Genomic DNA, 20,972 nt, shown 5'->3' with positions numbered 1-20,972 from the left:
CTAGTAGCGCGAGCTGAGCGGCGCTGACTGTGTGAACGGCGCGAATCGCACGCCCGGCAGCTGTGACTGCGGTAGGAGGAGTATTCATGAGCGACTGTCCCTATTTCAGGATTTCCAAGAACGGGCTGATTGTGTTCGCGGGCGGGGTGTGGTGCCTGGCAGGAGTGAACGTCACGCGCATCGGAGTGGAGAGTATCGCGGGCTCCACCATGGGCGCGCCGTGGATCTGCCTGCTTCCAATGCTCGTCTTCGCCGCCTTCGGGGTGATGTTCGCCAAAGTTGCCGGGAAACATATCCGGCGTATTCGCTCCCATCCGCGCCCGGCACGGCCCCTGTGGCACTTCTTTGATGCACGCGCCTACCTCGTTATGGCCATCATGATGGGTGGCGGAATTGGCCTGCGCGCCAGCGGACTCCTGCCTGATTCCTTTGTTGCTTTCTTCTATACCGGCCTGGGTGCCGCGCTCGCCGGGGCTGGCCTTCTTTTCTTCCTTGCTTTCATCCGGGATATGCGCCGCGCGCGTTAGGCGGCGGTCGCGGTATGCACCTTCTCTAAACCTGAGCGCTACCGACTCAACTACTATTGAGCCTAGAGTGAACAATTACTCCTGAGTGGAACAAATACAGGGCGGTGGAGGTTGAGGTTGATGTCAGGGCGATAGGCCCCGGGCGCCGCAAGGCGCGCGGCGTCGTCGTTCATAGAAGTGAAAGAAGGATTGACCATGGCATACGATATTGATCGCACAGTGTCCAACGCGGTGGACCGGTTCCTCAGCCCCTTTGATGGCTTTTTCGCCGTTCCCACTCGGATGGTGAACGGGCGGCGTTCCGATCTGGAGAATCTCGCGCTGCAATACCGTTCGCAGCTCAAGCAAACTGAGGACGGATACGAAGTTCTCTTCGATGTTCCTGGGTTCGCGCCGGAGGATATTGACCTCAACGTTTACCCGGATCACATCACCCTCAAGGCCTCGCAGGAGGAGGAAATTGAGGGCGGTACGCGCACGCGCTCCGTCTCCCGCAGCCTCGGCTTTGACCAGGCGGTGGATACCACCACGGTGGATGCGGATCTGAGTGATGGCGTGCTCACCGTCTCGGTGAAGACCACCGCGGGTTCGCAGGGTCGCAAGGTTCAGATTGGTTCGGCTAAGCCGGCCCCGGAAGCTGCGGCAGGAACCCCTGCAGAGGCTCCGGTCGAAACCCCGGCCGCCTAGCCGGCTGAAGCGGCTTACCCGCCGCTAACCGTAAAAATCGAAGTGGAGGGCAGCCCCGGGATTATTCCTCCCGGTGGCTGCCCTTTGCCAACCGCATTGCCACCGCATTGCCAACCGTTTTGCCTCACCGCGTTTTCTTCCCCGCGCGTTTTTTACCTGCTCTTCCCTAACCGTGTTCTGCGATATTCCAGCGGCGTCATCCCGTGCCGCTCCACAAAAGCGCGATTGAGTGCCCGGGTGCTGGGGAAACCGACCCGCTGGGCAATATCTTCCAGGGTGGGGACCTGCTCCTCCATGAGCAGGTAATACGCGTCCTCGACCCGCAATTGCGTGACGTACTGTTTGAAGGTCATCCCGGTGCTGAGCCGGAAAAGTCGGCTGAAATGCTCGCGCGAATAGCCGTGCGCTTCGGCCACGCTTGCAGCGGTCAGCGGTTCCTTGTGGCGGCGCTCGATATCGCTCACAATCGCGAGAATCGTGGTGTCGGTAGCGCGGCGAACTCCGCGCGGGCGGCACCGAACAACGAAGTTCTGGTAGAGCAAAAATAGGATGTCAAAAAGGATCGCGTTAATTCCGAAAACCCGTTCCGGACCGAGCATGCGGGTGGTGTCGATCATGCGCAGGCACAACTCAATGAGTGCTTGCCGGTCTTCATCACGCGCCCGCGCTGAATCCACGGACATCACATAAAGATCAGCCTTCTTATAAATCCGTTCAATGCGGCTGCTGTCATACGTAATGGACAGAATGAGCGGAGCTTTCCCGCCGCGCGATTCCGTAATAAATGAATGGGGAGTGTACGGGCTGATAATGCAGAGTTTTCCTGGGTGGAGGGCCTCAACGCGCGAATCGATAGTCACGCTCCCGCCACCCTCCACAACGTAATTGACCTCAACTCCCGAATGCCAGTGGGTCGGAACCACTTCCGGGTGGCGATGGACCAGCACCAGAGCTGGGTATTCGGCAGGCATGGAACCCACCTCACAAAAAGCACGATTGAGGATGGGCTCCCTCGGGGTGTGTATGCGGTTATCCATCATGCTAACTCCTCGCGGATTCATCTCTCATAGTAACGAGCTGCCCCGGAATCTGGTTAGGTATGAGGGGATAGCTCCCAGGTATAAGGGAATGGCTCCCAGGTATAAGGGGATAGCTCCCAGTATGAGGTGATGGCCCCATTCTTCGTGAGAAAAGCTGCGGGGCCGCCAACCATGTCACGTTTGAGCATAGAGTGTGCCACATTTCGGCACTACCGCCCGGAAAATTTCGCCTAGGCTCAGTGGCGCGAGGGGTAAGGAACAGCCAAGAATCACAACGGCTGAGAAACAGAACACCAGCCAAGATTCACGCGAAGCAGGAAGTAGCATGCATGCGCTTCAGGCTACGCACTTACCCCGACTTTCGACAGTGCCTCCTTCGAATGGGAGAAGGGGGCGGTTGATAGAGAGGAAGATGCGCAATGACGCGTAATAAAGAACAGCGCGGCACCCCGGCACAGTCCGGTACCCCGGCGCCAGCGGCAAAAGCCCCGCTGGACCCGGTCATCAAACGCCGCATTATTATTGTTTGCCTGGCCGCCGCCGTCGGCGGTTTTCTCTTCGGATACGACACATCCGTTATCAACGGTGCGGTCGATTCCATCGCCGGTTCCCGAACCGGCTGGGACCTGAGCGCCTTCATGAGTGGTATCTCGGTTTCCTGCGCCCTCTTCGGGTGCGTGATCGGCGCCTGGTTTACCAGCCATATTGCTGATCGCCTGGGCCGTGTCCCCACAATTTTCATCGCGGCAATCCTGTTCGTGGTGTGCTCGATTTTCTCCGCGATCGCCCCGAGCGTCTGGATCTTCATTATTTTCCGATTCGTTGGCGGTCTTGGCGTTGGCCTCGCCTCGGTGATCGGGCCGGCCTACATCGCTGAGGTCGCTCCGGCTCAGATGCGAGGATTCCTCGGTTCCTTCCAGCAGATGGCCATCGCTTTCGGTATCCTCGCCGCCGTGGTGGTGAACGCCAGCTACGCGAAGGCTTCGGGCGGCGCCGACGAAACCTTCTGGTTCGGGATGCCCACCTGGCGCATCATGCTCCTCAGCATGATCGTGCCGGCCCTCATTATGCTCATCGTCTCCCTCAAGCTCCCCGAATCCCCGCGATTCCTCGTTATGAAGGGCCGCGATGAGGAAGCTGCCGCGATTTTGAAGCGCCTCACCGGTGAACAGGATCCGGAAGGCAAAGTCCGGGAAATCCGCGCGACGCTCTCCGGTGAAAAAGCCGCGAAGCTCTCCGACCTGCGCGGCAAGACTTTCGGGCTGCGCAAGGTGGTCTGGATCGCCATGGCGGTCGCCGCCCTCCAGCAGCTCTCCGGCGTCAATATCATCCTTTACTACGATTCCTCGCTCTGGAAGTCGGTTGGTTTCAGCGAACAGCTCGCCCTGAATATTTCGGTGTACCGGACCATCGGCGCGATTATCGCGACCATCCTCGCGATGTTCATCGTTGACAAGGTCGGCCGCCGCTTTCTGCTCATCACCGGCTCCACCGTCATGACGATCTTCCTGGGAGTTGCCGCCCTCGGTTTCTACCAGGCCGAAGTCGACGGCGCATCCATCACCCTGCCGGGCATGTGGGGTCCGATTACCCTGGTCTCGGTCTACATCTTCTACCTGGCCTTCTGCTTCACGTGGGGCCCGGTCATGTGGGTTGTGCTCGGGGAGATTTTCCCGAATAACATCCGCGCCCTCGGTGTTGCGGTGGCAAGCGCGGTCAACTGGATCGCGAACTTCCTGGTCTCGACCACTTTCCCGCCCTTGAAAGATGCCATTGGCACGGGTAACGTCTACCTGCTTTACGCCGTCTTCGCCGCCGTGAGCTTGATCTTCGTCATGAAGGCGCTTCCGGAAACTGCCGGTGTTGAGCTCGAAGATATGCCGACGGAGTAGCCGCGCACCAATTAATCGAGTGCAATTAACTCAAGTGTCATGAGCCAAGTGCTGAATAGCCAAGTGCTGAATAGCCGAGCGCTCATGAACCAAGTAGTGAGGACAACACATGCATCCTGATACCCCGGAGAATATTGCCCGGGCCCGCACGTGGACGCCTATTGATGAGGATCTGGCCGGCGTTGACGCCGCGATCCGGCAACGCGCCATCGAGGTGCGGAAATCATTCGTTCTCGATGTTGATATCGTGCGGTGCGAACGCTGGAACACCCCGGACACGGTGGATGTGATCGCGGATATTCCCTATCTTCCCGACGGGGAAACCAACCCCTTCCACCGCCTGGATGTCTACCTTCCCCACGATGCGTACCTGCGCGGCGGCAAAGCGCTACCGGTCTACATCGATATTCACGGAGGCGGTTTCGTCTACGGAACGAAGGATCTCAACAAGAATTTCGGAGTCCATCTCGCGGAGCGGGGTTGCGCGGTTTTCTCGCTGAGCTACCGGCTCGCCCCGGCTGCTGATTTCCTCGACCAGCTCCGCGATGTGCTCGCGGGTTGCGCCTGGATTGCGCGCCACCTCGATGATTACCCGGTTGACCCGGATTCGGTTGTAATCACGGGGGATTCCGCCGGCGCGACCCTGGGGCTGTACGCGGTTGCGGCCTTGCGTAATCCTGAAATTTTCGCGGCCCTGGACGCGCCTGCCCTTGCGCCGGATGCCCCGGGAACGTCGCCTGACGCAACGGGCACCGCGCCGCACGCCCCGGCGCCTTCCGTTCTGGGGGAGGAGCGGCTCGCCGTTGCGGGCATGGCTTTCGTCTCCGGTCTTTTCGACCTCTCGGATCTGGTGCCTTTCGTTTCCGGCCGCCGCGGTGGTGGGAACGACGACGCCGCCACTCCCACTCTCGCCTATCTGACGGAGATGGGGGGCTTCATCGACCGCGCCGTGCAGGTGCTCGGCGAAGAGCTACTGTGCGCCGAAAAGCTCGTTTCGCGCTGCGAGCTCCCGCCGGCTTATCTGGTCACGAGTTCGGATGACTTTATTGAATTCGAGACCCTGCTCTTTGCCGGCTACCTCTCCCGCAAGGGAATCCCGGTGGAATGCCATTCCTACCGGCCTCCGCGCGGGGCGACCCTGGGCCACGTTTTCCCGGTGGGGCAGGTGTGGCTGGAGGAGAGCCGCGAGGTGCTAAGCGACCTCAAGCGTTTCGCCCTCGAATGCCGATAGTAACGGAATATCGGTTACACCCGGGGTGCTAATAGCACCCGAAATACCGGTAGTCTGTGGAATACCGGTAGCACACGCCGGATAAGCCGAGCTCCCTACTTCGGCGCGCACTCGCTTTTCTGCCCGCGCGCCATGAGCTCGGCTTCCGGCGTGCCTTCGCGCACGTAGGTGGCCCCGGCATTCGGGGTGGCCTCATTGGCCAGCGTGATGCTCTTCCCGTCCTCGGCGAAATGCGCCACCGAGGTGCCGATCTCCTTACCGTCGATATCCTTCCAGGTCACGAGGTTATTTGCCGGCTCGAAAAGCCCGGTCATCACCTGGGATTCCCCGCCGTTGCAATCCACCACCTTGGAGATCAGCTCGCGCCCGTCCACGCTCACCACGTACATAGACGCACCCGCCTGCCGCATAAAACTCCCGGCCTCGGTGGTCTCACCAGCATCGCAACCGCCCAGCAGCAGCGCCCCCGCGCCAGCCAGGCCCAGCGCCGCCGCGCTCGCCGCCGCCTTGCGCACCATATCGCGCATCTCACGCCTCACTTCCCGTATTTTCCGGAAACGGTTTCGTATCTTCGTCCCTACTTTAGCCGCGGTACGACGCCGCCGCCCGGCCCGCCCACTCGCTTCCCCGCCGCGGCTCACCTTAGTGGTGGCTCGCTACAGCACCAAAACCGCGGGCACCAGGAAAATCTTCACCACAATCGAGAAAGCGAAGAGAGTGGCATACGCATTATCGATGCGCTCATCGCCCACCCGGGAGGTGGCCGCATCCAGCACCGCCGGCTGGCCCAGGAAACCGGCAATAGCCCCGGCGGTTCGCGGTGCGGAAAGGCGCAGCACCCAAGCGCCGGCCACCAGCAGCGCCGCGCAGGACACCAGCGTGATCACGCAGACCGTCACCGCCGCGCCCACCGCCTGCGGGGAGACCACGATCTGCGCGAAACCGGGCCCCGCCGTTAGCCCCAGGCCCGCCAAAAACAGGGTGAGCCCCAGCTGGCGCATCGTCAGATTCGCGGCCTCCGGCATGGCCCACACAAAGGGCCCGGTGCGCCGGGCCGCACCTAAGAACATTCCCGCGATAAGCGGGCCGGCGGCGGTACCCAACTGGAACACCTGACCGCCCGGCAGCGGGAAGGTCACGAAACCGAGCAGCAACCCGGCCACCATCCCCACCGATAGGCTCAGCACGTCAATCTCGGAAATGGAGCGCTCGGAATCGCCGAAAAGATCCGCGATGGCATCCCAGCGTTCCCGCGGGGCCACCACGGTGACCCGGTCGCCCGGCTCCAGAATGAAATCATCGCGGGCCAGCAGCTCCAGGTCCCCGCGCCGCACCCGGGTCACCACCGCGCCGTATTTGGCGGGCAAGTTGAGTTCCCCGATGGAACGCGCCGCCACATCCGGATTAGAAACCACCAGGCGGTTGAAATCCACGTGGCTGCGATCATCAGCTAGGTGCTCGCTGCGCAAATGCCCGAGGTGCGCGGCGGCAGCCTCCACATCCGCCGCCAAACCAACAACAACGACGTCGTCCCCTACCTCAAGGTCCTCACCGGGCAGGGCCACTCGCACGCGCTCGCCGCGCCGCAAGTAGGATACCCGCACGCGCCCGTCGGCCCACTCGGGAATATCGCGCAGGTTCATGGGGTGTTCCACGGTGATGGTGCGCGGATCAAGCGAACTCCCGGCTAGCGAGGGGGTATCGCGCAGCCCCGGCCAGGCCCGCCCCACGATGAGGGAAACCAGGATAATGCCGATAATGACTGCCAGAGGATACCCGAAGGCATATCCGATAGCGGGCTGTGTGGAACCGTCCGTGAGTCGGGTGGCGGTGGCGAGGGCCGGTGCCGCCGTCGTCGCCCCTGTGAAAAGGCCCGCCAAAAACGGCCGTTCGATACCGAAAAGAATGCCCATCACCACGGCGGTGCCCGCGGCGAGGAACACCGCAACTACCGAGGCCAGCAGCAAGGAAAGATTGCGCCGCAGCTGCGCGAAAAAGGCCGCGCCCGAGGCGATGCCCACCGTGTACACGAAAAGGGCGAGCCCGAGGGACTGCACCACGTCCATACCCGCCCCGAGTTCAGGGAAGCGCGCGGACATGGCCAAGCCCACAAAGAGCGCGCCGGCCGCGCCGATACGTATCCGGCCCAGCGGAATTGCCCCGAGCAGGGAGCCGAGGGCCACCACAACGAAAATTGTTAATAAAGGAGAAGAGTCAAGGATCGCCACGCCATAAGACTAGCCGGGGTAGAGTTAGAGTGTGTCTGATCCCATTGTTACTCTTGCAACGAGCAAAGACTTACCGAAGCTCGACGTGGACGAAGCCGGCCTGCCCGATGCCCTGCGTGAGCGCCATATCGAACCGCGCGTCGTAGCGTGGAACGATCCCGATTACGACTGGAATAACGCCGGAGTCGTCGTTGTCCGCTCAGTTCGTGATTACGGGCGCGATCCGCAGGCTTTCATTTCCTGGGCCCGCTCCGTTCCGCGGATTCTCAACCACGCCGAAATTATGGCGTGGAATTCTGATAAGCATTACCTGCGGGAATTGGAAGCGGCGGGTTTGCCGACCATTCCCACCACCTGGCTGGAACCGGAGGAAAACCTCACAAAACACCAGGTCCATACCCGTTTCCCGGCGCACGGCGATTTTGTGGTCAAGCCCGCGGTGTCCTCGGGCGGGCGCGGCACGGGGCGCTATACCGCCACCGATCCGGCTTCGCGCTCCCAGGCGATTTTGCACGCGCAGCACGAACTGGCCAAGGGCCGCAGCGTGATGGTGCAGCGCTACCTGGAGAATATCGACCGCACCGGTGAGGTCTCGCTCATCTTCCTCAACGGCCTGGCTTCCTACCGGGTGGAAAAGGCTCCGCTACTTCACCCGCGTTTCCGCAGCGCCGATCAAATCCAGGAAGAAGTGGTCTCGGTTTCCGCGGCGCGCGAATCGGAATGGCGCTGGGGCGAGCGGGTGCGCAATGTGCTGCACGGGCTCATCCGCGAACACACCGGGCGCGACCACCTGCTGCTCTTCAACCGCGTGGACATCGTGCCGGCCGCGCCGGGGGATCCGAACGAGTTTTACGTTATGGAGATTTCCCTCATCGACGGCTCGCTTTACCTGTCGCTGGATGAGAGCCACCTCAATCGTTTCGCGGACGCGATTGCGGTGCGTACGGCCTGGTAGTTCGGTCCCGGGTGGTGCGGTTGCGCACGCGGGCTGCGGTTATGCGTGCGTGCGGCGGCGTTATATACGCGTGCGGTGCCGTTCGCGCGGTCATAGTGACGACGACGCAGCTCCCGCTCCCGCGCATAAACGCGACTGAAGTACGACGGCGCAGCCGGGCGGTGCGCCGATTCGGCTCACAACGTGGCCGCTATCACCGCCGCTGAATTGTCTTTGCGCGCGGTGACCGGCTATAGTTGTTTATCGGCGTTCTTTCGCCGAAATGGTGGCCATAGCTCAGCTGGCAGAGCACCTGGTTGTGGTCCAGGAGGTCGCGGGTTCAAGCCCCGTTGGCCACCCCAGAGTTCAGGCTCGTTTTGAATGTTTGGAAGCAAGCAGGCAAAACGAGCCTGAGTTGTATCGCTGGTAGGGGATGGCGGTGCCGGCCTATTGGCTCAATGCCGTTTCTGGCGGTTGGCCTATAAGGCTCAGCTCACTGCGGAAAACGTGGCGCGCGCTATCCTCACCGTCACGCCACCAAATTCTCGGTACCATAGGGGAATGACCAGCGCGGAGCCGTGCCCCGCGCAGCCAGGGCAAGTACAGGTAGGCCGCTCGCGGCCGTGACAAGGAGCCGCACAGTTGAGCCAATCGCAATCCTTCGCGTTCGATACCCAAACCCGTATCCCCAAGGTACGCATCGGGGTCGGCCGCGCGCACGGCAAGGCGATCCTATTCGGCGAACATGCCGTGGTCTACGGCGCCCCGGCCATCTCCCTGCCCGTTCACGTACTTCCCGTCATCGCCAACGCCACCATCACCACCGGCGAATCAACCATCAGTTCCGAACTTTATCGCGGCCCGGCCGCCACCGCCCCGGAGCGCCTGAGCCCCGTGGTTGCCGCTATTGACGCTGGCCTCGATTTCGTGGCCCCCGGCAGCTCCGCCCACGTCACCATTTATTCCGATATTCCTTACGAGCGCGGGCTGGGTTCCTCGGCCGCGGTCGCTGCCGCTATCGTTTCGGCCATCGCCGACGCCGCGGGGGTGCGCCTCTCGCCCGCCGAGCGTTTTCTCCTCATCCAAGTAGCCGAACGGGTGGCCCACGGGCGCCCCTCTGGCATGGATGCCCACGGCGTCGTCGCCGATACTGTTATTAAATTCCAGCGCCCGGACGTCACGCCCCTCATCGTGGCGCGCCCCCTCCACGTGGTTATCGGTGATTCCGGGGTGCCCGGCGCTACCCGGCAGGCCGTCGGTTCGGTGCGTGAGCTGCGCGAAAAGTTCCCGGCCAAAGTGGAGTCCCTCGTCGCGCGCCTGGCCGGATACGCGGCGGACGCGGAAATGCAGCTCGCAACGGGGGACTGGGCGAGCATGGGTGAGAATATGTGGCGCGCCCACGCCACGCTCGCGCAACTGGGCGTCTCCTCCCCGGAACTGGACGCCATGGTAAACGCTGCTCACGGCGCCGGGGCGCTCGGCGCGAAGATGACCGGCGGCGGGATCGGTGGTTGCGTCATCGCCCTGGCAGAGAACAGTGCTCACGCGAAAGACATCGCCGCGGCGCTGAGCGCGGCGGGCGCGGCAAACGCCTGGTCCACCTGGGTGGAGGCCAGCAAATGAGCACCGCGCGCGCCCACCCGAATATCGCCCTCATCAAATACTGGGGGAAAGCGGATGACGAGCTCATGCTTCCCGCCGCACCTTCCGTTTCCCTCACCCTCGATATTTTTCCGACGACGACGACAGCCCGCCTCGCCCCCACCGCCCAGCGTGACCGACTCATTCTCAACGGCCAGGAAGCGAGCGAAAAGGCGCTTAGCCGGGTAGAGCGGGTTCTCGATGTTATCCGCGCACAGGCCGGGCGCAGTGAAAAACTGCTGGTCATCAGCGACAACGAAGCTCCGACCGGCGCCGGAATGGCCTCCTCGGCTTCCGGATTCGCGGCCCTGGCGCTCGCGGCCACCACCGAATACGGGATGGATGTAAACACCGCTCACCTCTCTCGCCTGGCTCGGCGCGGTTCGGGATCGGCTTCGCGTTCGGTTATTAGCGGGGTGGCGCTCTGGCATGCCGGCACGGATGAAGGTTCTTTCGCCGAAGAAATCCCGGCTCCGCCGCTGGCCATGGTCTCGGTGGTATTAAACACTGCTCACAAGAAAATTACTTCCCGGGAAGCGATGGTCACCACCCGCGCTACCTCGCCGTACTACCGCGGTTGGGTGGAATCTACTCGCGAGATGGCTGCGCAGATGGTGGAAGCCTGCAAGGCGGGGGATATGCAGCGCATCGGTGAACTCACCGAGCTATCCGCGCTGCGTATGCACGCCTTGATTATGAGTTCTGAACCGCCGATTCATTACCTGACGTCCGCATCCTGGCGCGTTTTTGAGCTGGCCCGCACCCTGCGCGGGGTGGGCTTGGACGTGTATGCCACCGCCGATGCCGGCCCGAATGTGGTGCTCCTGACCCGCCCCGAGCTGGCCGCCGAAGTGGCACGCCACGCCGAAGCCCTCGGCAAAGTAAACATTGCTCACGCGGGGAACGGTGCTTACCTTGTAGCGGAACCGGAGTCCCACCGCGCGGTGTCTTAAGCCGCCGGCGTGAGAGCAGCCTCGCGGTGCGTTACAGTTGCCGAAGGAACGTGGGAAGAACACGGGAGGTGTTGTGAGCGAAGTAGATAGCGTGAGCGGAGCAGATACAGAGCAAGCCCCCGCGCGCATCCACGCCAATGCGCCGGGCAAGCTCTACATCGCGGGGGAGTACGCCGTGGTGGAAGCCGGCCGGCCGGCAATCCTTATCGCGGTGAACCGTTTTATCGACGTTGTTCTTACCCCGGCAGAAGGCTCTGGCCTGGTGCGTTCGCACGGCAACGGTTTCGCACCGCTCTACTGGCGCCACGAAAATGCGCTCCCCGTTTTTGACGATATTGGCTCCGATTACGCCGCCAATGCCATTCGAACCGTGGAAGCGCTGCGCAGCGAACGCGGCCTGGAAGCCCGCCACTACAACCTCGATATCACCTCCGGCTTGGTGGAAGAGGACGGCCGCAAATACGGTCTGGGTTCCTCGGCCGCGGTGACGGTGGCCATTGTGGATGTGCTCAACCGTTTTTACGATCTTAAACTCACTCTGGAGGAACGCTACAAGGTTGCGCTGCTGTCCGTTCTGGAGCGGGCCCCGCGGGCTTCGGGCGGGGATATTGCTGCTTCCACCTACCGCGGCTGGGTCTACTACCGTTCACCGGACCGCGCGGGCCTGAGCGAATACGCGCGTAATCACAGCGTGACCGAGACCCTGAGTGCCCCGGCCTGGGATCCGTGGACGGTGGAATCACTGCCCGCTCCCGCCCGTGAAGAACTCCTGGTGGGCTGGACGGGCCTGCCCGCCTCCACCGAGCACCTGGTTTCCGGGGTGCAGGCCCGCTCGCGCGGCGCCTACTTCCCCGGTTTCCTGGACGAATACGAGGACGTGGTGGAACGCCTGGCTACCCAATTGCGCACCGGCGGCCGCATCGGCGCGGAGATCACCGCCGCGCGCCGGCTCCTGCGCCAGCTGGGCGCCAGCTCGGGTATCACTATCGAAACCGAGCGCCTGACTTATTTATGCGACGTCGCCGCCGGGCTGGGGGGAGCTGCCAAATCATCCGGAGCTGGCGGGGGTGACTGCGGGATTGCCCTGGTGGGAAGCGATGTGGATAAAGACGCAGTGTATCGGGGTTGGCGCGCGGGCGGCGTCGAACCGCTGGATCTCGCGGTGGTGGAAGGATGACCGCGGTGTATGCTGCCGGCGCGGCTGATGCTTGCGGTTCGCGCGGTATGGGCGATGGAGCCAGTGCGCAGCAGGATACTTCCCGGGCGGCGCGCAAGGACGAGCATGTGGCTCTCGCGCGGGCTCAGGAGATCCGCCGTAATGATTTTGATTGCGTCGCGCCGGTTCATCACGCGCTTGGCGCGTGCGACGTCGCCGCGGTGGACTTGTCCACGCGGGTCGGGCCCTTCACGTGGCCGGTGCCTTTCTATATCAACGGGATGACCGGCGGGACGGAAGCGACCGGGCGTATTAACCGGGTGCTGGCGATCGCGGCGCGGGAAGTGGGCGTGCCGATGGCGAGTGGGTCGGCCTCGGTGGCCCTTGATGATCCGGCCACGGCTTCCTCTTTTACTGTGATTCGGGAAGAAAATCCGCGCGGTTTCGTCATGGGCAATATTGGGGTGGGGCGCAGCGGTGCGGATGCTCGGCGCGTGGTTGAGCTTGTGGGCGCGGATGCCCTCCAGCTGCATCTCAATGCCGGGCAAGAAATTGTTATGCCGGAAGGCGAGCGGGAATTTTCCGGTTGGCGCGCCTCGGTGGAGGAAATCGTGGAGCAGGCCGGCGTGCCGGTGATCGTCAAAGAAGTGGGATTCGGGATTTCGCGGGAAACGCAGCGTGTGCTCGCGGATCTTGGGGTGCAGGTGGTTGATGTCGGGGGAGTGGGCGGCACGGATTTCGCCCGCATTGAAAACTCTCGGCGGGAAGCGCGTGAATACTCGTATTTAGCGGGCTTCGGACAGTCGGCTGCGCTGTGCCTGCTTGAGGCGGAGGCTGGAAGCGGGCTTGACCTGCTGGCCTCGGGCGGGGTGCGCACTCCTTTGGATGTTGTCCGTTCGCTTATTTTGGGGGCGCGTGCGGCCGGCGTGGCACGCCAATTCCTTGAGCTGGCGGTTCAGGGTGAGGAAGCTGCTGTGGCAGGTTTGCGTTCCTGGCGGGATCAGGTGCGCGCGCTGCTGGCGCTGCTCGGGGCGCAGACGGTCAGTGCGGCGCGGGAATGCCAGGTACTCATCACCGGGGAGCTGGCCGAACGGGCCCGGCTGCGCGGCGTCGACCTTGAGGCGTATGCGCGGCGTGGGGCTGTGGCAGATAACGTGGCCTCGTAAATGGCGCGGTAAACAGAGTTGATCGCTCATCACTCCTCACACCGGGGCCGAATCCGGATATAGTGGAGCAAAATAACGGTGCGGATCCCGGTTCTATTTAGGCGTTTGGTTTGGCTGGTTGTGAGCCGACGGATCCCGTGTGGAATACCTTGTTTGGGGAGGATGAGAGCGGTGATTACGGGAGAAGAAGCAGAACGCCTCGCTGCTGAGCGTATGCATGAGCTTTACCCGAAATGTACGATTACTTCTCGCGGATGGGGCGAAGACGACGAATTTTATGCTCCAATGCTGTCCAAAGGCCGCATATCGAAGGGGCAGCCAAGTTTTCTCGTAGATAAACAGACCGGTGAGGTTGAGAAATTCCAATATTGGCCTGATAGCCCTGTTGCGGCCCGGTTGAAGGCAATGAAGTGTATTAAGCACTTGGTTCCTAAGGTGATTATTCGCCCTCAAACTGGTCGGGAGGGATGAGATCGTGATTACGGCAAAGGAAGCAGTTTATCTCGCGGCAAAGCGTCTGCATGAGTTTTACCCGAAAGATAAAATTACTTCTCGCGGGTGGGCAGAAGATGACGAATATTATATTCCGATGTTATCAAGGGGCAGGATAGCGAAGGGTGAACCGCGGTTTCTTGTGAACAAGCAGACCGGCGAGGTTGAGGAATTCCATTATCTACCTAATCTTCCTATTGCTGCACGATTGGAAGCAATGAAACGAACTAAATACTTGTTCCGTAGGGTGATTATTCGCCCGCGACGTTTCAATCGCATGTGGAATACCTTGTTTAGGAAGGATTAGGGAAGTGATTACGGCAAAGGAAGCGGAGCGTATCGTGGCTGAATGCGTACATGAGCTTCACCCTACCTACAAGATTTATTCTTACGGATGGGGTGAGGATGATGAATATTATGACCCTATGGTTGGTACGGGCGTAGCGTCGAAGGGCGGGCCAAGTTTTCTTGTGAATAAACAAACCGGAGAGGTTGTAAGATTTAGGTATTGGCCGAATACTCCTATTGCGGAGCGGTTGAAGGCAATGAAGCGAACTAAATACTTGTTCCGGAAGGTGATTATCCGCCCTTAACGGTTGCCCACGTGAATTGGAGATGAAAGTACTCCGGCTCCCCTATGTGGCATGACCGGTTGTAATATTCTGGATCCGGGAGACACCAGATCAACAAGGAGTTCGACGATGGAGTTGATGAATGATTACACCCTCGCGGTAGGCCAGCAGGTTAAAAAATATCGCACTCACCAGGGACTTACGCGCGAAGCACTTGCGGCAATGGCGCAGCTTCCGCTCGATGCCGTAGTGAAGCTTGAATCTGGGATGGGTGATGTTGAGGGAGCTGTTCTTTATCAGCTCTCGGTTGCTCTCGGCGTGAGCATTGAAAGCCTTCTTTCGCTCGCTTATGTCAGTGACAAGGTCAGCTATGCCACTTGTTCCGGGATGGACAAATCGGATGTGGAGAAGATGCGGGACGCCGCGCTCGGCTATTTTGCAGATCTTGAACTGGTGTCAAGCGCAAGTTAGATCTGCACGACTCGGGCCAATGACTCGCCTTCCTAAGATGTATAAGAAGTAAAAGATGTATAAGATGTAAAAGGTAGTAAAGGCTGAGATAGGTGGATAAACATGGCGGGTAATCCATTCAAGCCAACGGCGGGCGCAACACCTCCTGTTTTGGTTGGTCGGAAGAGCCTCATTCAAGAGTTCGAGGACTCCTTGGCTGATGGTCCTGGTGCTCCTGCCCGGCTATCGCTGGTTACAGGAAATAGGGGCGTGGGGAAAACGGCGCTCCTGAATGCGTTTCGGGACAAAGCAAGAGCCCACGGTTGGCAAACAATCGACGAAACAGCCGAAGCCGGTTTTATTGAGCGCATCGCCAACCAGCTGGTCTCCAAGCGCCGGCAAATAACCGGGGTCAGTCTTCCCGGAGGCCTATCAGTAGAGCTGAGCGAAGCTCGACAGGCCCTGGACTTTCGGACAATCCTGACGAGGGAACTCGAAAAACCCTTCTTCCGAAAAGGACTGCTCATAACGATTGACGAAACTCAGGCCGGCAGCATCGAAGAGCTTCGCACCCTGGGTACAACGATGCAGCATATGATCCGCGAAAATCGCGATATTGCGCTGGTTATGGCTGGCCTGCCATCCGTTTTGTCCATTTTGCACCAAGATAAGGTCCTGACTTTCCTCCGCAGAGCTACTCCTATGCAGCTCAAGGACGTTTCATTAGAGCTCGTCGCCGATTCTTTCAAGCAGGTTTTCGATAGCAACAAACGTGAGGTTGCTGATGAGGCTATCGAGCTCATGGCGGAGGCGACTCGTGGATACCCGTATATGATTCAGCTCGTTGGCTACCAGACATGGCAGCAGGCTCGGGATAGTGTTGCTATTACGTGCGAGCACGCTAAAGAAGGTGCGGCGGCAGCACTGCGTCGGCTGGGGAACACCGTCCACGGCCCGGAGTTTGATGGCTTATCCGATGTTGATAGGACTTTTTTGCTTGCTATGGCCCAAGATAGCGGAGCGTCTTCTGTCCGTGATCTTGCTGAAAGACTAGGTAAAGACAGCAATTACGTGGGCACCTACCGAGCCCGTTTGATTGAAGCTGGCGTCATTACTCAAGCGGGCTACGGGAAGGTTGATTTCGCTATCCCGTATATGCGCGAGTGGCTCAAGGACCACGAGTCGCTGAATTTCCTGTAACCGCACCTCGCGTTCAGCAGGGATCAATCCTCCTGTGATAAGCATGTTTCCCGGTCTGGAGAAAGTGCGCTGTGCACTATGTACAGCGCGTTGGTGTCTGCAATATCCTAGAGACAGGAGTCGCCACACCAACAAGGAGCTCAACGATGGAGCAGGTAAATGAGTACACCCTGGCAGTAGGTCAGCAGGTGAAAAAGTACCGTATCCACCAGGATCTTACCCGCGAAGAGCTGAGCACAAAAAGCGGTATTCCGTTAGAAGCTTTAGCCCGTATCGAATGTGGCGTTGGCGAAGTCAACGGACCCGATATTATGAAGGCTGCAACGGCGTTGAATGTTAGTGCCCGCGCAATTTTCGGTCGTGCTCTTCTCGGTAACGAATTTGTTCGAGCTGATCGTCCGGGTGAGGACACTGCTGCAATGGGAAAAATGTACACTGCCGCACTCGATTATTTTGCTGCGATGCGCTTGGTTTCCCCGTGATGAGAACAGAAAAGCAAGGAGCGGATGCTGCAATGGGACTACAGGACAGCCCCGGCTTGGGTCGAATTCCCCTCGAGGGAACCTTAGATGAACTCGCTACTACTCACCAGCACCTTTCAACCCCAGGCGAGATTCTGAAAGAAGAATTTCTTGAGCCGCTTGGGCTCACCCCGCGCAGTCTCGCTGAGAGCATCGGAGCATCGCAGGCCGCTATTGATGAGATCATTGTCGGTAAGCGCTCCATTAGCATCCCCATGGCTTCCCTACTCGCGAAAGCGCTCGATACCACGCCGCAATTTTGGCTCAATCTTCAACGTGACTTCGACGCTCTCTCTTTCGGCGCATCTACAGTCGAAGGGGATCGTAACCAGACCGCTCCTAACCTGTGACCTGCCCTCATAACCCCACTCCCACACCCCGTATGAGATGTCCCACAGGGGTGCTTCTTTCCTCAACTGGATTTCTGCGCGGTGAGCGCCTAACGTAAACCCCATGGCGAACAGGACCACTCAGATGCACACCGCGATGCGTGGTGCCTGCGTGCGTACCTGCATGTGCCCCATGTGTTGCATGTGTTGCTGTCGCTAGTTCGTCAGCGGAACCCGAATAATTTGATGCCCTCCTACTGAAGACCGGGCATTTTCGGATAAGCCAGCGCGGACAAGCGGTACCCCGGCGCTCAATTCCCGGGGACTAACACAAATGTGGATAATGCGATGTCCGCGGTGGCACGGCCTTGCGTCTCGTTCCCAAATCCCGCATTATCCACGGTCACCCCAACACCAAGTAAGGAAGAACCGTGGCAATTGCACAAACCTCACGTATTCGTCGTCGCGTCCTGGGCGGGCTGTCCGCCCTGGCAGCGCTCACCATGGCCCTTACCGGGTGCTCCAGCCCGGATCTATCCGGCTCGGGTGACTCCGCCGGGGCCGCCGCCGGTTCCGAGGCCGGCGCGGGGAATGCCACCGTGGGGGCCCGCACCCCTGAACAGATCAAAGAAGCCGGCTCGATTCGCATCGGCACCTTCGCGGACAAGGCACCTTTTGGCTCGCTGGTCGGGAAAAACACCTACGAAGGCTACGACATCGTTTACGGTGACCGCCTCGGTAAAGACCTGGGCGTCAAGGTCGAGTGGGTCCCGGTGGATGCCTCCTCGCGCGTGGAATTCCTCAAGTCCGGCAAAGTCGATGTGATCCTCGCGAACTTCACGGTGACTCCTGAACGCGCCGCGCAGGTAGACTTCGCCAACCCCTACATGAAGGTGTCCTTCGGTGCCGTCTCCAGCGCGAAGAACCCGGTGCGTTCGGAAGCGGAGCTCGCGAATAAAAATATTATTATCGTCAAGGGCACCAGCCAGGATGCGTGGATTACCGCGAACCACCCGGAATGGAAGGTAACCAAGTACGAGCAGTACACCGAGGCCACCAATGCCCTCACCGACGGGCGCGGGGATGTGTGGATCACGGATAACACCGAAGCCCTCGCCTTCACCGAACAAAACAAGGATTTCGTGACCGGAATCGCCTCCTTCGGGGAAGAATCCACCATCGCTGCCGCCGTGCAGCAGGGCAATACCGAGCTACGCGACTGGATCAATAACAACCTCGTGGACCTCGGCAAGGAAAACTTCTTCCACAAGGACTTCGAGCAGACCCTCGCCCCGGTCTACGGCACCGCGATCTCTCCCGATGAACTCGTCATCGAGGGAGGGGCTCGCTAAAAGTTCCCTCCTCCCACACGCGCGGGCCGCCCGGCTCTAGCGAAGCGGATGTCCGGTTGAACTAAACCGATCGCGAACATTGCGAACCATCCGCCTGGCAAGTAGCGAACATCCGCCCGGCCCCAACAAAAGCCGCCCGGCCTCGGTTAACCGCCCGGGCGGCCCGCGCCGGGGGAGAGTGAACCTCACGCGAGGAGACTCCATGGATCTATCAGTACTGAGCGAAGCGTGGCCCCTGTACCTGCAGGCCATGCTCGTCACGCTCCGCATCGGCGCCATTGGCGTGGCTGCCTCCCTCCTCCTCGGCTGGGTATGCGCGGCGCTCGCGCATTTCCGGGTGCCTATCGCGCGCCAGCTCGTAGCTATCTACATCGAGCTCTCGCGCAATACCCCGCTCCTTGTCCAGCTTTTCTTCCTGTATTTCGGCCTCCCGAAAATCGGCCTCACCCTCACCGGGGAAAGTTGCGCGATTATCGGGCTGACCTTCCTGGGCGGCTCCTATATGGCGGAAGCTTTCCGGTCCGGCTTGGAATCGGTGCCGCGCATCCAGCGCGAATCCGCCCTCGCCCTCGGACTCACCCGCCGCCAGGCCCTCACCCGGGTTCTGCTCCCGCAGGCCGTCGCCGTGGCGATGCCGGCACTCACCGCGAATATTATTTTCCTCATCAAGGAGACCTCGGTGGTGTACGTGGTCGCCGTTCCGGACCTCATGTACCTCGCCCGTGAACACATGGGCCTGCAATCCACCACGCAGGAAGCCCTACTCCTCCTCACGGTGTGCTACACGATTATTCTGCTCCCCATCGCCCTCGGGGCGCGCTGGCTGGAAGGGAGAATGCGCCGCTATGCTGCCGTTCGCTAACGCCACCCTCGCTTCCGTATCCTCGTATTTTACGACGACGCACGGCGCGCTCGCGTCCCTGCCCGCTCGCTTCACCTCCGCACCCGCGCCCACCGTTCCGCGGAGCGGCGGGGAAGGCTGGCGCCCACTCGTCGACCCGGAGAATCTTTCCCTCCTTTTCCAAGGGTTGTGGGTCTCGGTGCGCATCGCCCTCATCGCGATGGCGCTTTCCCTTGTATGTGGAACACTCTTGGGCCTGGTCATGGACGCGCGCTCGCGCCTGGTCCGTTTCCTCACCCGCGCCTACGTGGAGGTGCTGCGCATCATCCCGCAGGTGGTGCTCCTCTTCATCGTCTACTTCGATTCCACCCGCACCTTCCACCTCGATATGTCCGGCGAGCTCGCCGCGATTATCGTTTTCACCCTGTGGGGGACGGCGGAGATGGGGGACCTGGTGCGCGGCGCCATTGCCGCCGTCCCCGCCCACCAATACGAATCGGCCCGCGCGCTGGGGCTGTCCACCCGTCAGCTCCAGCGCCACGTGATTCTCCCGCAGGCGATCCGCCAGCTCATTCCCCTCACTGTCAATCTCACAACCCGCATGATTAAAACGACGGCGCTCGTCTCCCTCATCGGCGTCATCGAAATCCTCAAAGTTGCCCAGTCGATTATCGACCGGGAACGCTTCGACTACCCGGATGCCGCCCTGTGGATCTACGGCGCGGTCTTCCTCATTTACTTCGTGGTCTGCTACGCGATCTCCGCTTATTCACGCCACTTGGAAAGGAAACTAGCACTATGACAAGCCCGGCATATTCCCAGCCCCTCGACCCTGAACTCGCCTCCGGCTCGCACGCCCTAGGCGGTGCATCCGCCCCCAGCCCGAGCGCCCTAGGCGCCGCATCTGTCCCCAGCCCGCTCGCTTTGCGTGGCGCGGCCGGGCATGCACAAACGCTGCGTTTAGTGGACGTTGATAAAACCTACCCGAATGGCGTGCATGCCCTCCAAGGTGTCTCGCTTGAGGTGGCGCCTTCCGAAGTTGTCGTCGTCGTCGGCCCATCCGGATGCGGCAAATCTACGCTACTGCGCACCATCAACGGACTGGAGGATATCCAATCCGGAAGTATTTCGTACGGTGAGCAGAACCTCGCGGAACCGGGCACGGACTGGACCGCGGCGCGTGCCCGCATCGGGATGGTTTTCCAGAATTACGAACTGTTCCCGCACCTGTCCGTCCTCGAGAATCTGCTCCTGGCCCCGCGGGTGGTGCGCAAGGCGCCCGCCGGCCCCACGCGCGAACGTGCCCTGGCGCTGCTGGAGCGCGTCGGGCTGGCGAGCCGCGCCGATGCGCGCCCCAGTCAGCTTTCCGGCGGGCAGAAGCAGCGGGTGGCGATTGTGCGCGCGCTCATGATGGAGCCGGAGGTGCTGCTCCTGGATGAAATTACCGCCTCGCTGGATCCGGAGATGGTGCGCGAGGTGCTCGACGTGGTCCTCGAGCTGGCCGGCGGCGGGATGACGATGCTGCTCGTCACCCACGAAATGAATTTCGCGCGGGCGATCGCGGACCGCGTGGTCTTTATGGACGCCGGGAAAATCGTGGAAATCGATAGCCCCGAGCGCTTCTTCACCAGCCCCGCCTCGGAGCGCGCCCGCGCCTTCCTCAACACTTTCGTTTTCGAACGCCCGGAGGACGGTGCGCTGATGGCGGAGGGGGAGAGCCGCGCGCCGGCCCCCGCCTTTGAGCCGGTAGACTGAGCGGC

At 61.0% G+C, this 20,972-nt stretch carries 23 protein-coding genes and 1 tRNA gene; 21 read left to right on the top strand and 3 right to left on the bottom strand.

Features of this window, described 5'->3' with window-relative positions; translation table 11 throughout:
• Positions 1 to 86 precede the first annotated feature (86 nt).
• Both ACRQHG_RS06070 and ACRQHG_RS06065 read left to right on the top strand, forming a co-directional pair.
• On the top strand, positions 87 to 527 hold the full coding sequence (locus tag ACRQHG_RS06070) for a hypothetical protein (protein ID WP_435719790.1): 441 nt from the start codon (positions 87 to 89) through the stop codon (positions 525 to 527).
• A gap of 195 nt (positions 528 to 722) precedes the next feature.
• Entirely contained in the window at positions 723 to 1,214 is a 492-nt protein-coding gene (locus tag ACRQHG_RS06065) for an Hsp20/alpha crystallin family protein (protein WP_435719789.1), read from the top strand.
• Positions 1,215 to 1,366: 152 nt separating this feature from the next.
• Here the strand turns inward: ACRQHG_RS06065 and ACRQHG_RS06060 are convergent, their stop codons facing one another.
• Positions 1,367 to 2,254 carry a helix-turn-helix domain-containing protein gene (locus ACRQHG_RS06060; protein WP_435719788.1) on the bottom strand — a complete coding sequence of 296 codons (888 nt, stop codon included), beginning with the start codon at positions 2,252 to 2,254 and terminating at the stop codon, positions 1,367 to 1,369.
• Positions 2,255 to 2,673: 419 nt separating this feature from the next.
• Here ACRQHG_RS06060 and ACRQHG_RS06055 point away from each other — a divergent pair, with 419 nt between their 5' ends.
• A complete protein-coding gene (locus ACRQHG_RS06055) occupies positions 2,674 to 4,146 on the top strand; it encodes a sugar porter family MFS transporter (protein WP_435719787.1) in 1,473 nt (490 codons plus the stop codon).
• 109 nt (positions 4,147 to 4,255) lie between these two features.
• The gene (locus ACRQHG_RS06050; protein WP_435719786.1) at positions 4,256 to 5,377 is read left to right on the top strand and encodes an alpha/beta hydrolase; all 1,122 of its coding nucleotides are present in this window, start codon (positions 4,256 to 4,258) and stop codon (positions 5,375 to 5,377) included.
• 95 nt (positions 5,378 to 5,472) lie between these two features.
• On the opposite strand, the gene ACRQHG_RS06045 is transcribed toward ACRQHG_RS06050, so the two are convergent.
• Positions 5,473 to 5,916 carry a hypothetical protein gene (locus ACRQHG_RS06045; RefSeq protein ID WP_284890490.1) on the bottom strand — a complete coding sequence of 148 codons (444 nt, stop codon included), beginning with the start codon at positions 5,914 to 5,916 and terminating at the stop codon, positions 5,473 to 5,475.
• Positions 5,917 to 6,033: 117 nt separating this feature from the next.
• Positions 6,034 to 7,605: an aspartate:alanine exchanger family transporter gene (locus ACRQHG_RS06040; RefSeq protein ID WP_435719785.1), complete on the bottom strand. Its 1,572-nt coding sequence runs from the start codon at positions 7,603 to 7,605 to the stop codon at positions 6,034 to 6,036.
• A gap of 31 nt (positions 7,606 to 7,636) precedes the next feature.
• Between ACRQHG_RS06040 and ACRQHG_RS06035 the strand changes: the two genes are divergently transcribed.
• The 17 genes from ACRQHG_RS06035 to ACRQHG_RS05955 all read left to right on the top strand — a co-directional run bounded on the left by ACRQHG_RS06035 (position 7,637) and on the right by ACRQHG_RS05955 (position 20,967).
• Complete coding sequence (locus ACRQHG_RS06035; protein ID WP_274733471.1) at positions 7,637 to 8,560, top strand: ATP-grasp domain-containing protein; 924 nt, start codon at positions 7,637 to 7,639, stop codon at positions 8,558 to 8,560.
• Between the two features lie 265 nt (positions 8,561 to 8,825).
• Positions 8,826 to 8,901, top strand: a tRNA-His gene (locus tag ACRQHG_RS06030).
• 280 nt (positions 8,902 to 9,181) lie between these two features.
• Positions 9,182 to 10,162 carry a mevalonate kinase gene (gene mvk, locus ACRQHG_RS06025; RefSeq protein ID WP_435719784.1) on the top strand — a complete coding sequence of 327 codons (981 nt, stop codon included), beginning with the start codon at positions 9,182 to 9,184 and terminating at the stop codon, positions 10,160 to 10,162.
• Complete coding sequence (gene mvaD, locus ACRQHG_RS06020; protein ID WP_435719783.1) at positions 10,159 to 11,133, top strand: diphosphomevalonate decarboxylase; 975 nt, start codon at positions 10,159 to 10,161, stop codon at positions 11,131 to 11,133. Before mvk ends, mvaD begins: the two co-directional genes overlap by 4 nt.
• 73 nt (positions 11,134 to 11,206) lie before the next feature.
• Positions 11,207 to 12,310 (top strand): phosphomevalonate kinase, encoded by a 1,104-nt coding sequence (locus ACRQHG_RS06015; protein ID WP_435719782.1) that lies wholly within the window; start codon positions 11,207 to 11,209, stop codon positions 12,308 to 12,310.
• Positions 12,307 to 13,455 carry a type 2 isopentenyl-diphosphate Delta-isomerase gene (gene fni / locus ACRQHG_RS06010; protein ID WP_435719781.1) on the top strand — a complete coding sequence of 383 codons (1,149 nt, stop codon included), beginning with the start codon at positions 12,307 to 12,309 and terminating at the stop codon, positions 13,453 to 13,455. The genes ACRQHG_RS06015 and fni overlap by 4 nt, the downstream gene beginning before the upstream one ends.
• Positions 13,456 to 13,626: 171 nt before the next feature.
• Positions 13,627 to 13,926 (top strand): hypothetical protein, encoded by a 300-nt coding sequence (locus tag ACRQHG_RS06005; RefSeq protein ID WP_435710791.1) that lies wholly within the window; start codon positions 13,627 to 13,629, stop codon positions 13,924 to 13,926.
• Positions 13,927 to 13,930: 4 nt separating this feature from the next.
• A complete protein-coding gene (locus tag ACRQHG_RS06000) occupies positions 13,931 to 14,254 on the top strand; it encodes a hypothetical protein (RefSeq protein WP_435710792.1) in 324 nt (107 codons plus the stop codon).
• Positions 14,255 to 14,258: 4 nt separating this feature from the next.
• Positions 14,259 to 14,540, top strand: coding sequence for a hypothetical protein (locus ACRQHG_RS05995; protein ID WP_435710794.1), 282 nt, complete (start codon positions 14,259 to 14,261; stop codon positions 14,538 to 14,540).
• Positions 14,541 to 14,648: 108 nt separating this feature from the next.
• Positions 14,649 to 14,990 (top strand): helix-turn-helix domain-containing protein, encoded by a 342-nt coding sequence (locus ACRQHG_RS05990; RefSeq protein WP_435710796.1) that lies wholly within the window; start codon positions 14,649 to 14,651, stop codon positions 14,988 to 14,990.
• A gap of 102 nt (positions 14,991 to 15,092) precedes the next feature.
• The gene (locus ACRQHG_RS05985) at positions 15,093 to 16,169 is read left to right on the top strand and encodes a DUF8462 domain-containing protein (protein ID WP_435719780.1); all 1,077 of its coding nucleotides are present in this window, start codon (positions 15,093 to 15,095) and stop codon (positions 16,167 to 16,169) included.
• 146 nt (positions 16,170 to 16,315) lie between these two features.
• On the top strand, positions 16,316 to 16,651 hold the full coding sequence (locus ACRQHG_RS05980) for a helix-turn-helix domain-containing protein (protein WP_435719779.1): 336 nt from the start codon (positions 16,316 to 16,318) through the stop codon (positions 16,649 to 16,651).
• A 32-nt stretch (positions 16,652 to 16,683) separates the two neighbouring features.
• Positions 16,684 to 17,040: a HigA family addiction module antitoxin gene (locus ACRQHG_RS05975; RefSeq protein ID WP_435719778.1), complete on the top strand. Its 357-nt coding sequence runs from the start codon at positions 16,684 to 16,686 to the stop codon at positions 17,038 to 17,040.
• 410 nt (positions 17,041 to 17,450) lie between these two features.
• Entirely contained in the window at positions 17,451 to 18,371 is a 921-nt protein-coding gene (locus tag ACRQHG_RS05970) for a transporter substrate-binding domain-containing protein (RefSeq protein WP_435710803.1), read from the top strand.
• A 202-nt stretch (positions 18,372 to 18,573) separates the two neighbouring features.
• Positions 18,574 to 19,233, top strand: coding sequence for an amino acid ABC transporter permease (locus ACRQHG_RS05965; RefSeq protein WP_435710805.1), 660 nt, complete (start codon positions 18,574 to 18,576; stop codon positions 19,231 to 19,233).
• A complete protein-coding gene (locus ACRQHG_RS05960) occupies positions 19,217 to 20,014 on the top strand; it encodes an amino acid ABC transporter permease (RefSeq protein ID WP_435710807.1) in 798 nt (265 codons plus the stop codon). Before ACRQHG_RS05965 ends, ACRQHG_RS05960 begins: the two co-directional genes overlap by 17 nt.
• On the top strand, positions 20,011 to 20,967 hold the full coding sequence (locus ACRQHG_RS05955; protein WP_435719777.1) for an amino acid ABC transporter ATP-binding protein: 957 nt from the start codon (positions 20,011 to 20,013) through the stop codon (positions 20,965 to 20,967). Before ACRQHG_RS05960 ends, ACRQHG_RS05955 begins: the two co-directional genes overlap by 4 nt.
• Positions 20,968 to 20,972 lie beyond the last annotated feature (5 nt).

The organism is Actinotignum vesiculae (assembly GCF_051267215.1).
Classification (GTDB): Bacteria; Actinomycetota; Actinomycetes; order Actinomycetales; family Actinomycetaceae; genus Actinotignum; species Actinotignum schaalii.
This window is presented reverse-complemented; position numbering and strand designations above follow the sequence as displayed.